Source organism: Cellulophaga sp. 20_2_10, assembly GCF_023476645.1.
Lineage (GTDB): Bacteria > Bacteroidota > Bacteroidia > Flavobacteriales > Flavobacteriaceae > Cellulophaga.
Map to the genome: position 1 here is coordinate 400,245 of NZ_JAMCOJ010000004.1, position 12,792 is coordinate 413,036.

Annotated in this window: 15 protein-coding genes; all 15 read right to left on the reverse strand. The window is 28.5% G+C overall.

The window, feature by feature from the left end:
* Positions 1 to 4: 4 nt before the first annotated feature.
* Positions 5 to 1,096, reverse strand: a complete 1,092-nt coding sequence (locus M4I21_RS10440) for a DUF6688 domain-containing protein (RefSeq protein WP_249559093.1) — start codon at positions 1,094 to 1,096, stop codon at positions 5 to 7.
* Positions 1,096 to 1,668, reverse strand: coding sequence for a hypothetical protein (locus tag M4I21_RS10445; protein WP_249559094.1), 573 nt, complete (start codon positions 1,666 to 1,668; stop codon positions 1,096 to 1,098). Before M4I21_RS10445 ends, M4I21_RS10440 begins: the two co-directional genes overlap by 1 nt.
* Before the next feature lie 39 nt (positions 1,669 to 1,707).
* Positions 1,708 to 2,004 carry a chaperone modulator CbpM gene (locus M4I21_RS10450; protein ID WP_249559095.1) on the reverse strand — a complete coding sequence of 99 codons (297 nt, stop codon included), beginning with the start codon at positions 2,002 to 2,004 and terminating at the stop codon, positions 1,708 to 1,710.
* Positions 2,001 to 2,903 carry a DnaJ C-terminal domain-containing protein gene (locus M4I21_RS10455; RefSeq protein WP_249559096.1) on the reverse strand — a complete coding sequence of 301 codons (903 nt, stop codon included), beginning with the start codon at positions 2,901 to 2,903 and terminating at the stop codon, positions 2,001 to 2,003. The genes M4I21_RS10450 and M4I21_RS10455 overlap by 4 nt, the downstream gene beginning before the upstream one ends.
* 53 nt (positions 2,904 to 2,956) lie before the next feature.
* Positions 2,957 to 3,712: a hypothetical protein gene (locus M4I21_RS10460; RefSeq protein WP_249559097.1), complete on the reverse strand. Its 756-nt coding sequence runs from the start codon at positions 3,710 to 3,712 to the stop codon at positions 2,957 to 2,959.
* Complete coding sequence (locus tag M4I21_RS10465) at positions 3,699 to 4,400, reverse strand: hypothetical protein (protein WP_249559098.1); 702 nt, start codon at positions 4,398 to 4,400, stop codon at positions 3,699 to 3,701. Before M4I21_RS10465 ends, M4I21_RS10460 begins: the two co-directional genes overlap by 14 nt.
* Before the next feature lie 95 nt (positions 4,401 to 4,495).
* On the reverse strand, positions 4,496 to 5,089 hold the full coding sequence (locus M4I21_RS10470) for a DUF1287 domain-containing protein (RefSeq protein WP_249559099.1): 594 nt from the start codon (positions 5,087 to 5,089) through the stop codon (positions 4,496 to 4,498).
* 4 nt (positions 5,090 to 5,093) lie between these two features.
* A complete protein-coding gene (locus M4I21_RS10475; protein ID WP_249559100.1) occupies positions 5,094 to 5,489 on the reverse strand; it encodes a DUF4345 domain-containing protein in 396 nt (131 codons plus the stop codon).
* A 130-nt stretch (positions 5,490 to 5,619) separates the two neighbouring features.
* Positions 5,620 to 5,982, reverse strand: coding sequence for a hypothetical protein (locus M4I21_RS10480; protein WP_249559102.1), 363 nt, complete (start codon positions 5,980 to 5,982; stop codon positions 5,620 to 5,622).
* Between the two features lie 68 nt (positions 5,983 to 6,050).
* Complete coding sequence (locus tag M4I21_RS10485; protein ID WP_249559103.1) at positions 6,051 to 8,198, reverse strand: toxin-antitoxin system YwqK family antitoxin; 2,148 nt, start codon at positions 8,196 to 8,198, stop codon at positions 6,051 to 6,053.
* 286 nt (positions 8,199 to 8,484) lie between these two features.
* Positions 8,485 to 9,126 (reverse strand): hypothetical protein, encoded by a 642-nt coding sequence (locus M4I21_RS10490; RefSeq protein ID WP_249559104.1) that lies wholly within the window; start codon positions 9,124 to 9,126, stop codon positions 8,485 to 8,487.
* Between the two features lie 44 nt (positions 9,127 to 9,170).
* Positions 9,171 to 10,274, reverse strand: coding sequence for a toxin-antitoxin system YwqK family antitoxin (locus M4I21_RS10495; protein ID WP_249559105.1), 1,104 nt, complete (start codon positions 10,272 to 10,274; stop codon positions 9,171 to 9,173).
* A gap of 180 nt (positions 10,275 to 10,454) precedes the next feature.
* Positions 10,455 to 10,895, reverse strand: a complete 441-nt coding sequence (locus tag M4I21_RS10500; protein WP_249559106.1) for a hypothetical protein — start codon at positions 10,893 to 10,895, stop codon at positions 10,455 to 10,457.
* A gap of 76 nt (positions 10,896 to 10,971) precedes the next feature.
* A complete protein-coding gene (locus tag M4I21_RS10505) occupies positions 10,972 to 12,066 on the reverse strand; it encodes a hypothetical protein (RefSeq protein ID WP_249559107.1) in 1,095 nt (364 codons plus the stop codon).
* A 225-nt stretch (positions 12,067 to 12,291) separates the two neighbouring features.
* The gene (locus tag M4I21_RS10510; protein WP_249559108.1) at positions 12,292 to 12,729 is read right to left on the reverse strand and encodes a hypothetical protein; all 438 of its coding nucleotides are present in this window, start codon (positions 12,727 to 12,729) and stop codon (positions 12,292 to 12,294) included.
* Positions 12,730 to 12,792 lie beyond the last annotated feature (63 nt).

The following is a 12,792-nucleotide window of genomic DNA, read 5'->3' on the forward strand; positions in this document are numbered from 1 at the left end:
TAAATTATAATTGATATTGATTATCAATCTTTTTTTCTGGATTAACACATAGTACGTATAATGATATTAAGAAAATCCATTCTAAAGGTTTCATTAAAAGATAGGTGATATTTGATCCCATTTTAGAATTTATTTTTAAAGAAAGGTTGTACCCGTACTTGTCATAGTTGCGTCTAATAAACCTATGAAGTTTAGGAGATATATCTGTAATCATTTCTTCAAAAGCATTGGCAATTTGTAACTGTCTATTTACAATAATAATATTTTTATGCCTTTTTCCTAAACGAATGGGCTTTACAATTTTAGGATCTCCTTTAGCGGCTACAGTACATAAATAATGGCCTTTATGATCTAAAATAGGAGGGTGCATTTTTTGTGAAAAAGCCCAGGTTGTAGTTTCTGTAAAAACCTTAGTAATAGAGTTAACGTCTTGTCCAAATAACAGTAATACTATAGTAATTACAATAAAAACAGGAATAAACAGTAGTAATGCCCAAACGGATTCGTTAAACCTATTGGCTAAAACACTATTGCAATAGTTAAGAAACTTGTTTTTGTATGTTTTGCTCTTAGCTTGTGTTTTTTCTTCCTTTATTATTTTTATAAGAAGACCAATAGCAATAATTAAACTTAATGCTGGTGTAAATACAAGAAGGAACGTTCCTATGTTTTCTTTATAAACGTCCAAAGTTTCAGTGTTATGTGTCGTAACCTGGATAAGAATAGTACTATTTACAACAATACCTATAAACAAGAAAATTAAAAAAAAGACAAGAGATAAAGGAGGTAGTTTATGACCTTTAATCCAGATAAACCCTGCCGAAAGATTAAAAAATAAAAAATAAACAATAAGTGTTATAATATGTTTGCCGCCAAAAGGAATGTAACACTCTAAGTCTACAGGGTCTATTGCATCTGTATGTTGGTTGCCATGGGTAATTAAGCCAACGCCAAATAATAGAAAAGAAAGCATGTACAACACGAATATAAAAACCTCAATATTGGATACATTTTCTTTGTTCTTTTTTAGCCCTTTAACCGTAAAGTATATTATTACAAAAAAGAAAACAAGTAGTACAGGAATGATCATTGACATTAGTTTTGTTTTATTTTTTGAAGATTACTTTTTTCGTCAATTAAAATACCTTTTGCCTTTACTAAATTATTTATATTTTTAACGCCATTAATTGTAAACGACTCTAGCAACTCACAATCAGACGTTGCCACAGGACCAAACATTCCGTAATGTAAGCCAACACCATGTTTAAAATCTGAAATATAATAGTGAAACTCTTTATGTACGGTTACTAAAATACTATCTGTTTTTAGAAAGCTATCAAATGGAATATTTATGTAATTTATTATATTTTTAGTAGCTGTTGTGTCTAAAATTATGGTGTCTTTTATAACTTTAGTATTACGTATTATTTTAAACTCTAAATCTTCTGAGGTTACATCATTAAATTCAAAAAGCATAATTTCTGGCTGTTCTGTTACGTAAAGAATAGAATTACAACTCTTAGATTTTTCTGATGCTTCTTTTTTTAATCGTTTATTCCTTTGACTTATAGAAAAGAAAAACAAACCTATTACTATACCTGCTAATACTACTAGGCTTAAAGCAGTATATGCTATGTATTTTATTATTTTAGAATAGGTTTTCTTCATTAGATTTAGTTGTCTATTTAATGTAAATAAGTTTACATTTTAATTGTTTTCATACAGTCTTAATCTATTTTTTAATGCGTTTATTTTGTCTTGTAACGCTCTTTCTTTCTCTAATAAATTAAAGACAACATCAATGCCTTCTAGATTAACGTTTAACTCGTTATAGAGCCTTATTATCTTTTCTAGATTCCTTATTTGGTCTTGATGAATAAATTGGTTTTGTTCAATAATTTCTATATCTATGAGTCCCATATTGCTTAGATCATCCATAAATGAAATTTCTATATTATAATGAGAACAAAGAGTTTCTACTAGTATTAAAGTTTTCTCGCTCATTTTGCTTTAATTTTTTGTAATTCTTTAAATAACTCAATTTCTTTTTCACTTAAATCTGTAGGCGTTTTTAAGTTATAGGTGATTATTAAGTCTCCAAATTGATTTTCTTTTTTGTAAATAGGAAATCCTTTTCCTTTCAATTTTACTTTAGAATCATTTTGGGTTTCGGGCTTAATAGGTAGTTTTACTTTACCATTAAAAGTATCTACTGTAATTTCGCCACCTAATATAGCGGTGTATAAATCTAGCTCAATATTTAAATATAGATTGTTTCCTTCCCGTTTAAATTGGGTATCATTGTCTATAATAAATTTAATAAACAAGTCTCCGTTAGGGCCTCCATTACTTCCAGGACCTCCTTGCCCTTTAATTTTTATGACTTGGTCATTTTCTACTCCGGCAGGTATTGTGAGCCTAATTTTTTTATCGTTAACAGTTAAAACTCTTTTTTGAGAAGTGTATACATCTTTTAAATTTAACCGCAGCTCTGTATTGTAATCCTGTCCTTTAAATTGTTGTTGGCGAGATCTATTGAATGATGATTTACCATTACCCGCACCACCAAACATAGATTCAAAAAAATCTGAATAGTCTTCGCTACTATTTCCTTGCTGATGAGTTCTTTGTTGAGAATATTGTTTTTGCTGTTTTTCTGCCTTTTCAAATTCTTCTGCGTGTTTCCAGTCTTTACCATATTTATCGTATTTTTTACGATTTTCTGGGTTACTTAAAACTTCATTAGCTTCATTTATCTCTTTAAATTTTAATTCAGCTTCTGTATTGTTTTGGTTTAAATCTGGGTGGTACTTACGAGCTAGTTTTCTATAAGCAGTTTTAATTTGCTTTTCGGTTGCCGTTTTTGAAATGCCCAGAGTTTTATAATAATCTATAAATGTCATTATTTTTATTTTTTTAATTGAGCAAAGAGTTTAAAAGTTTAAAACAATAGGTACTACTGTACTTTTTCTGTTTTAGAATTAATAAGCGCTATTATATTTGTTAATGATTTTTTAATATTTTCTGATTCACTTTTTTTCAACATTAACTCAGCTTTTGTTTTCAAAGGATAAAAATTTGCATCGGGGTATAAATTAATTAATTCAGGAAAATAAGTGTCAATTCCTTCTACTAATTTAGCAATCCCTTGATCTGAAAAAGCCTTTTCATTATTTATTTCATCTATATAAAATAAGTAATTCTCTATTAATGTATTCACATTAGAATTAATATTGTTTTGTACTCTGGCTGAATTTGGATCATCTGCACTTTCTTTAATTTGATCATTACCCAGTTTAAAATAACGTAGTTGTAACCCTAATCCAAATTGCCAAACGGCTATCATTTCTTTTTCATACAGGTATTTATCTTTACGGTCTGTTGCGGTATAAATATCAGTCATTCCTTTCCACTCTAAAAAGAATTTTTCTGCAATGTCATTTCTATGTTTTATACCCAGTTCGTTGTCATCTAGAACAATTTTAAAGTTTTGCGGATCTGTAAGTTTTTCTACAATTATCCTTGTTTCTGGATCGTTAAAAGATGGTAGTTTTTCATCAGGCTCATACCCAAAATTTAAATGAAGTACAGCACTTTTATAGTCTTCTAAATTCCAATATCTTTTATCTGTAGGAAATTGATGCTTTTCCGTTTTACAGTTTACAAGTAAAATGCATAATAGAACAAATACGAGTGATTTAATTTTCTTCATTAATTTTAATTTTTTGTTTTTTATAATTTGATAATAAAAGTAATAAACTATCTATTTTATTCTCATATCTTTTTTGTTCGCTTAACACATAGCTGTGAAATGTATCGTAATCATATTCTTTTTGAAAAATTCGTTCTTCACTTTTGGCTGTATTAATAATTTCTTCGATCCTTTTTTTATCAAAGCTTTTTAGTTGTGCTATTTTAAATTTTGCTTTTCTTGTAAATAATTCTGTTATTTTAAAATGATATTTTTCGTGACTTAGTAATTCCTTACTATTGGTATTTTTATTATAAACAAAGGAGCGCGATGGATGAAATAGCGAATTTAATATTACAAAATCATCCTCAATAGTACTTTCTATAGAGGTTACAACATAGGCAAACCTTTTATTGCCATAAAGTGTTTTTTTAAAGAATTCTAATCCTCTAAAGTTTTCAAAAGTAATTTCCTCGTATCTGTCAAAAGTTATGGGTTTTTCATAATTTAAATAATTTGTATGTATAATAGCAGCAAAGCATAGTACTAAGGGAATAAGAACAAACAAGCTATATTTTACAACTTTTAATAGTTTTTTTAAAGGTATTTTATTTCCTTTTTTACGCTCTTTAATAACTATTGTTAACTGATAAAATATAGGAGAAAAGTACAATAGTAAGATCAGAGTAACTATGAAATAATCATTCATTTATAATTGTTTTACAATACAACACATTACTGGCTCATAAATTTAATTCGTTTTTTTTTAATATTTTATGATTATTGGTTTGTTTTCTTATGTTTTTATTCATTATACCTGTAGTGACCAATAATTTTAAAACTGAAAAGGCAGTTTTGTAAAACTTGTCCCGCACCAATATTATGTACAATTAGGTTCTGTTTTCCGTCTGTTGATTTTTTATCAACTACAATTCCAATATGTGTTATGGCACCACTTAAGTTCCAGCAAACAACATCTCCCGGTTTATAATCTTTTGCATTGTTGGTAATTGGTTTACTGGCCCCTTTACGTTTAAAAAATGTCATTAAATTTGGAACTCTTCTGTGGTCTATATTTTTATCAGTTGTTTTTAATCCCCATAGTTTAGGGTAGGAACTAAAATTAGCTTTCATATCTTCGTGCACCTTTTTCTGTAAATCAATCCCAATTTTTCTATACGCACGTATTATAACATCGGTACATACTCCTTTGTCACTTGGTACATCTCCGTTTGGATACCCAATAGAAAAGTAGCTTGGGTCATAGGTAACCTTTTGTTTTGTGAGCTCTATGGCACTGTTAGACAGTGTGGTTTTAGTAGTTTCTGTTTGCGCGTAACAAAAGCTAAAACTTATGAGTGCAATGGTTATAAAGACTTTTTTTATATAGTGTTTCATATTTTTATTCGTTCAATTTGTATTTTTTTAGTTGATACATAGAAAAAATACCAATTACAAACTCAGCTATTATTCCAAAAATGTAACCAGCTGTTGGTAAACCATCTAGAAGCATACTTAAAGCACGGCCACTTGCAAGCGATAGCATAAATAAAACAGTTAACTGAGTGGCAATTTTCCAGTACGTATTTATTAAAATACCAAATAACCATACAAGAGAAATTCCAAGATATAAGCACATAATAGCCCTTAACATATTAGAAAGGTCAATTGTATTTACAACAATATCTAAATGTTTTGGTAGGGTAGAAGGTGACCCATAAATTATTGCAGTAGGTACTACAATTACAATAGACACAATAAGATGTATGTTTTTTAAAATCCAATTAATTTTAGTCATCTTATCGTTCTTATTTTGTTCATTAATAAGCAGTGCTATTTTATGAGTCAATAGAATTTCAAAAATACGGACAACGTATTATTTAAAACAGCCTGTATTCCGTGATAAATTATTTATCAATTAGTTTACTCTATTTTAAATCAAGGTATTCATCTTGTTTTAAAAGCAAATAGTATAATGGGTATAGCAAGATTATAAAAAATAAAATGGCAAAAAACGAAATTTGTGTAACAACATATAAACCAACGCAAAACATTAATGCGCCTCCTATTAAGGGTTCATTTATACAGCTTTTTAATGTATACGTTTGTATGTCATTATGTACAGCATCTATTGCTATCTCCTGACTTTTACACCACGCAAGTTTTGCATAAATTTTAAGCTCTTTGTTTTCAATTTTGTACTCATTTGTGCCTTTTTTTATTCTACCGATACTTTTATTTCCAATGTATAATCGTGCATCTGTCTCACTTTCTATTATAATTGTAGCCATTTGTATTAGTTCTTTTTTTAGATAAGTAGCGTTTCTTTGAAAATTATAGTATCTCCCGGGTTTGTACTTTATTTATGTTTAGTTCTTTTACTCACTTTTCCTTTCTCATTATACTGTTTCCAAGTTCCTACCTTTTTACCTATTTCATAAAAACGTTCTTCTTTTAAATTTCCATTTTCGTAATAAGATTTCCATAAACCATCTCTACCACTTAAATTGCTTTTAGATAGGCTCATATAGTTTCCTACTTCTTCTATTATACCAGTATCATAATAACGGGTAATAGTTCGTGTGCTTTTATCTTTAGAATTAATTCCAATAGAAGCTTTGCTTTTATTTTTGCTTTTAGGGTAATATTCATAACTCTCAATAGATCCTATTTCGTCACCTAAAACATATGTAACTTTTCTTTTTAACTTACCTTCAAAATCGTTGTAAATCCAAATTCCATCTTCCTTGTCATTTTTATAATATCCTTCGGCATTTAATTCCCCCGTAGCATAAAATAGTTGATATAAACCATTTAATACACCATAAGAGTTGTAATTAACTTTCTTTTTTGATTTTAACTCCCTTAGGATTCCATTCTCAGAATAGTTCTTATTTATTGTAGTGCCAAAGTAAGATTCATTCTCGTTTAACGGATTCTTCTTTTTATCAGACTGAATTATTATTGAAGATAATGTACCGTCATTACGGTAGAAGTAAGCTATTCTTTTTGATGGAAAACAACAATAATCAAGTGAGTATGTATTATCGTGTTCTATTTTACCCTCTTCATTGTAACCTTTCCAATTGCCAATTTTACGACCCTTTTCTCTTTGTCCAACCTCTTTTAATTGTCCATTATCATAAAATTCTTTATACGCACCATCTAGTTCTTCGTTTTTATATGTAGCACTAAATTTTAATTGTCCATTTTCATAATAAACTTTTTTAAGACCTTCATCTTTTTGGTTATCATATTCAACTATGGATTTAAGAGTTTTTTTATCTTTAAAATACTCTTTTTTTACATATAGGTCCTTTTTGTTATTTGAAAAATTTGTTTCTTTAATTAGTTTTCCACTTTCATCAAAAGTTTTCCAAATTCCTGTTTTAATATGGTTCTTATAGGTTCCAGATTCAATAACAATTTTTTTAGTATTCATTTTACCTAAATCTACTACCTCTTTTTTGTCTTGTAGGTAACGAGTAAATTTCCCCGTAAATTTTTGATTTTCGTCATAAAAACCTTCATCTAAGACATAATATTTGTCTTTAAAACCTTCTGGCGTAAATTTATATGCTCCTATTTTTTTTTCGTTTACATAGGTGTATTCATAGAATAAAGTGCCATTATCATTAAACTTGGTATGCTTACCATTCTTTATTCCTTTAGAGTAGTTGATGGTTTCTTCTAACTGTCCTTTGTAATTATAAGACTCTTGTAATCCTTCAAGTTTATTATTAAGAGTTCTTACAATTTTTTTAGTACCGCCATTACTATTCTTATACCTTTTTTCGGTCACCTCTCCTTTGGCCGTTTTAAGTATTTTGGTATCTATGATGTTTAGCATACCATCTTCTAAAGTATAGGTGTTTAATAGCTTGCCTGTGACTAAATCATAATTTTGTAGCGTTCCATTACCATCTTTTAAAGTACCGTGATTTATTTTATTACCTTCCTTATCCATAAAAGAAAGTATATTATAGATTGAACCTTCTTTATATGCTACAGATTTATGTAATTGACCATTATTAAAAAAAACGTTCTCAGTTCCTGTATTTTGTCCTTGTACATAAGTGCCAGTATGTGCTACCTTTCCGTTTTTATGATAAAAGATATAGATACCCTCTTTTATATTATTTTCGTAATTTATGGTTCCTGTTAGTTTTCCTTCATCAGTAAAGAAAGACCAATTTCCATTTTTCTTTCGTCCTGAATTAAAAATGCTGTTTTCATCATTTTTTTTGCTGAAGAAATCACCTTTAGCTTGTAACTTTCCTTTTTCGTTATAGTAGGTTATTTCTCCTATTTCTTTATACTCTTTTGTAAAAACGGTATCCGTAGTATAGGTTAACTTTTGTATTAAAACATCGTTTGCATTATAGTTACTTTCAACAATAGCTTTGCCATAAGTAGCATGTTTTACCTCTACGGAGGTCGTACGTTGGGCATTAATAGAAAAAACACTAATTAAAAAGGTAAAAATTAAAACTATACTTTTTTTCATTTTTTTGTTTACTTACGACTTGTTTTTCACAAGATTTTAGAGGTATATTTTATTAGTCTTAAATTACAATTTTATTTAGAGTGTCCTATAAAACATCCAAAAAAATAGCAGTGCTAACTATTGCAATAAAAACGAATACCTACTAGTTTGTTGGTAGAATTAAACTTCTTTTTAAGATGGTATTGGTCCTAAAACAACTTTCGTATATACTGGACTAGTTAACCAATAGAGTCGTGTTTAAAATAAATATATTAGTATTTGTTTTACAGCCTTCATTGGGTAATTTTTAGCTAGATAACTTAACAATTAATCGTTCTAAAATAGTTTCTTTTTGTCCGTTTGGATATATTATTTCTGCATTATTAGCGACTAAATAGAGTATACAAGAGTATTGTTTTTTACTAGATTTTGTTTCTAAGTCTTGGATATTACCTAGAGAAAAAGTTGATAAAAATAAAGTATGATTATTATCAATATTTTTCCATACATAATTTTCTATTCCTTTAATTTTGTTAACGGTTCCTTCTTCACTTAATAATTTTCCTTTGCCGTATTTGTCAGAAATTAAATTTAGAATTTCTGTATTGTTGTTTAGGTAATTTAAACTGGTTTCTATTTCAACTAATTGTTTTTTTTCTTTATCGTTAAATAAAAAGGCCACTTTATTTTCTGTAGGCAATGCTATAGTAGCTGTGTTTTTTATGGCAGGGATACTAAAAGTATTAATTTTAATATTGTCAATGTTTTTTGTCTCGTAGGAGTTTAAATATTCTGATGTGTTATTATCAGATTCAGTTAACTCTAATTTTTCTGAAATTTTAGCCCAATCCTTAGTTAGGTTAACCTCTATGATATCTAATTGTTTTTGGTTGCTGTTGCAGCTTACAAGGAACATTAGTAAGAGTACACACTTTATTAATACTTTCATTTTTATTGGGATAAGTTTGTCTTCTTTTTAATGATCTTTAAAATCTAGTTATACTTTTTTTCAGAAATTACTTTTCCGTTTTTGTATTCCACTTCCTTAGAAACTTTTCCGTTTAGTTTATAATACGTCCAGGTTCCTGTTTTTTCATTATTGGTATAAACACCTTCGCTTTCTACTTTGGCAGCATCGTTGTATGTTTTAGCCTTTCCGTTTTTTCTTCCGTCTTTATGGGTGTACATAGACACTAACATAGAATCACTGTTATAATATTTCCACTCACCAGACTTGTATCCAATTTTATAGTTACCTTCTAACTTAAGGTTTCCTGTTTTAAAATACTCTTGGTACAATCCATCTTTATAACCGTCTTTGGAGTTAACAACTTCTTTCTTATTTCCGTTTTCGTAAAAACTAGTTTCTGTTTGTGGGTAACTAGCAGCGTATTCTCTTTCACTTAGTAACAGTCCGGCTGAACTGTAGTATTTACTAATACCATCTTTTTTGTTGTTTACATAGTTCTCTAAAGAAGTTAGTTTACCGTTTGGATAGTATTTTTTTTCAATATAATTTTTAGGCGCTGTATATTCTTTTTCCCAAATTAAGCGATTGTCTTCTGTTTTTTGAGACCATTTACCAGTTGGTTCATTATTGCTATAATAACTTGTGTTTATTAGTTTTGTGCCCATATTGGCATCTAATAAATGAGCCACCCATTTACCTTCTTTTAAATCCTTTTTATAGACTTCAATTTTTCTAAGATTGCCTTTTTTATCAAAGGTTTTCCATTCGCCATCTTTTAAACCATTTTTATAACTTAAACTTTCAGAAACTTCTCCGTTAGAAAAGTAAGAGATACTTTTTCCTTCTGCCTTTCCGTTATCATCAAAAGACATCTCTTGCAGTAAGTTTCCAGAAAAATCATAGTCTTTTTTTGTGCCTATTATTTTACCATTAGCAAATGTAACATCTGTATATGCGCCACTACTTTCTGCTAATTTATAACTACCATTTAAAAACTCATTTTTGGCCTTAAATAAGGTTTCTTTTCCAAAACGTTGTGTTTCTACATTCTCCCACATAAGATACGTAACTTGCGCTTTTATGTTAGATGCTACTAGAAATATTACTATAAGTACAATGTTTTTCATTTTATAAATGGTTTTATTTTATGGTAATGTTATTATCTTTTTTAAAGGTAAGCTTTAGTTTAAGTGTTTTTACGGTGCAATATATTTTGTTCCCTATAGAGTCTATTTTCGTGTACACTTAATGTATATCTAATTTTAATTATGAAATAAAAATAGCTCTTATTTATAAATTAACTGTAATTAACAACCAGGACAATTTATTGTTGGATCTGTCTTGTAAGGCGGAGGAAGTATAATTACTTTTGGAATTTTTATTTTAGGGGTCTTTTTGCTAGGTAAATTCCAGCCATCTTTCTCAGACCAGTATTCTTTTCTGTTTTTAATATTTTCTACTCTCTTTTTTGCTTCGTGCTGCCAAAAAGAATTTGGGTACTCTTTTATCAAAGCCTCGTAATTTGCTATTATTTTATTAGGAGGAGTTTTTAATTCTGATAAAACTATTTTTTCATAAAGCTGAAAAGGTGTTACAAATTTGGTAGTTACCGCATGTAAGCTGTCAGATAGTATTTTATTCTGATTTTCTATGTTTAAAATTCTGTTTTCTAGGTCTTTCATTTTACTATCATCATTACAAGATGTAGCGATACTAAAAATTAGGATTAAGATGCTTATATTTTTCATTTTATTAGATTTAGAAGATGCTTTAATTAGCGTTTATATGCATTTAAACTACTAATAGTAGCATTAGTTTCTGTTGTTATAATTCTTTATATAAAATGTCTTCAATCTTAAAATTATAAGTCACATTATGTGTAATTTTTTGACTTTTAATATCTGAAACTGTTAGTTTTAAAGAGTTAACTGGTCCTTTGTAATTCACATTTAATAACGTATAAGCTATATCTTCTTTAAAAGGTATACTTTGCTTTTCTAAGTATTTTAGTAACTGTTTCTCTGTTTGTATTCTTTTTTCAGCAACTTCTACTTTTGCTTTTTTTAATACATCTATATAACTTTTATAGTATTCTTTTTTCTTGTTAGAAAAAGAAGTACTCTCTGAGCCACCTGTTCTTTTTAGAGATCTACCATCTTTATATAAGGCATTTAATTCTGTAAAATCTGCAATTTCTGTAGGTACGCGTAATGCTATGGAGTTGTTGGTGATACCATCAAGATAAATTGTACCATATTTGGTATTTATTATATCTCCTTTGGTTTTTAATGTGTAGGTTTTTCTGTTTCTTTTAAATCTAGTAAATTCAAATTCTATACTCTTAACTGGCTTATCATCTTTGATAATAAAACATTCTTTAAAAGCTTGTTTATTTTCTACATATAATTCAATATCACTTAATTCTTCTCCGTTGTAATACCTTTTCATTATTTCCTTATCGGTAATATTCTTGCCTTTAGCTTTAGTAGTAGTGCCATCTAAAAAAGTTATATTTTTCATTGTATAAAACGGAATATCTTCTGGATGATCATGATAATGAAATAGGTTTATACCAGTTCGCTGTATAATATCTAAGTCATCAAAATCTATATCTATAGAATTATATGGCTCAATTATAGTCTGATCAACAGCTATTGAATCTATAAATGCGTTTATAATACTATCTGATTGTTGCTCTTTTTTATCCTCAAAGTTGTGTTTGTTTTCGGGATTAAATGGCTCACTATCTCCTAAACTTAAACTAATACCTAAAGGTGAATTGAAACCTTTAATTAAATTTTCTATTTCAGAAATGCCTGTGTTTATTTCTGTTATAAGTGGATCTTCCTTTTTTTGAGAATTACAAGAATTTAGTATGGTAAATAGCGATATAAGTAAAACTGAATTTTTAATCATCATTTTTTAAGTACTAAAATTAATGTTGTGTTTTATAGTATTTTAAAGATACTTTATAGTGAAGACGTTTTTATATAACAATATATTTTCGTGGGGACTTAATGTATATTTAGTATTATAACTTTTGCAGTTGATGCAATTAAAAAAGGGTGCAAATCTTTTAGATTTACACCCTTTACAAGTCATAAATAGGGTAGAAACTTGTTAAACTCACTAATAATAGGTGTTTTACTGCTTACCAAAGATACTTGCTGTTCCTTGGCAAGTCCAAAGAGTCTCTGTATCCCTATAAGCTGTAAATGTATTGTTGCCTGTAAAAGAATCTGTTTCTGCATCGTATACATAGTTTCCAACAAATTCTCGTGTGCTTCCAGAAGGTAAAGTATATACTGTAGTAACTGTTAGTTCCTCTCCGTTTAACATATAAGAAGAACTGGTTAAATAACCTGGTTCTGTAAACTCTAAGGTATTATCAGGTAAAAATCGTAATTCAAAAAGGCCGCCTTCTTCCAGGTTAAAGTCATTAGAACATGTTTCTCCGTGTCTTTGAAAATACCAAGAATCTTCAGCTATTTTTTCTTCAAGAGTTTTTGTGGTATTGTCGTCGTCAGATGAACAAGAAACGAATAGTAATCCACAAACTAGGGCGCAAAGTAATTTTTTCATTAAGTAATTGTTTTATATAAAATGGTTAATAATTGTGTGTTTGTTTTTATAAAGTTAAATAGT

Excerpts from the sequence above, each read along its gene's own strand:
- M4I21_RS10485 (WP_249559103.1), bottom strand. The coding sequence starts at position 8,198 with ATGAAAAAAAGTATAGTTTTAATTTTTACCTTTTTAATTAGTGTTTTT.
- M4I21_RS10445 (WP_249559094.1), bottom strand. The coding sequence starts at position 1,668 with ATGAAGAAAACCTATTCTAAAATAATAAAATACATAGCATATACTGCT.
- M4I21_RS10440 (WP_249559093.1), bottom strand. The coding sequence starts at position 1,096 with ATGTCAATGATCATTCCTGTACTACTTGTTTTCTTTTTTGTAATAATA.
- M4I21_RS10450 (WP_249559095.1), bottom strand. The coding sequence starts at position 2,004 with ATGAGCGAGAAAACTTTAATACTAGTAGAAACTCTTTGTTCTCATTAT.
- M4I21_RS10470 (WP_249559099.1), bottom strand. The coding sequence starts at position 5,089 with ATGAAACACTATATAAAAAAAGTCTTTATAACCATTGCACTCATAAGT.
- M4I21_RS10455 (WP_249559096.1), bottom strand. The coding sequence starts at position 2,903 with ATGACATTTATAGATTATTATAAAACTCTGGGCATTTCAAAAACGGCA.
- M4I21_RS10505 (WP_249559107.1), bottom strand. The coding sequence starts at position 12,066 with ATGATGATTAAAAATTCAGTTTTACTTATATCGCTATTTACCATACTA.
- M4I21_RS10480 (WP_249559102.1), bottom strand. The coding sequence starts at position 5,982 with ATGGCTACAATTATAATAGAAAGTGAGACAGATGCACGATTATACATT.
- M4I21_RS10465 (WP_249559098.1), bottom strand. The coding sequence starts at position 4,400 with ATGAATGATTATTTCATAGTTACTCTGATCTTACTATTGTACTTTTCT.
- M4I21_RS10500 (WP_249559106.1), bottom strand. The coding sequence starts at position 10,895 with ATGAAAAATATAAGCATCTTAATCCTAATTTTTAGTATCGCTACATCT.
- M4I21_RS10510 (WP_249559108.1), bottom strand. The coding sequence starts at position 12,729 with ATGAAAAAATTACTTTGCGCCCTAGTTTGTGGATTACTATTCGTTTCT.
- M4I21_RS10495 (WP_249559105.1), bottom strand. The coding sequence starts at position 10,274 with ATGAAAAACATTGTACTTATAGTAATATTTCTAGTAGCATCTAACATA.
- M4I21_RS10460 (WP_249559097.1), bottom strand. The coding sequence starts at position 3,712 with ATGAAGAAAATTAAATCACTCGTATTTGTTCTATTATGCATTTTACTT.
- M4I21_RS10475 (WP_249559100.1), bottom strand. The coding sequence starts at position 5,489 with ATGACTAAAATTAATTGGATTTTAAAAAACATACATCTTATTGTGTCT.
- M4I21_RS10490 (WP_249559104.1), bottom strand. The coding sequence starts at position 9,126 with ATGAAAGTATTAATAAAGTGTGTACTCTTACTAATGTTCCTTGTAAGC.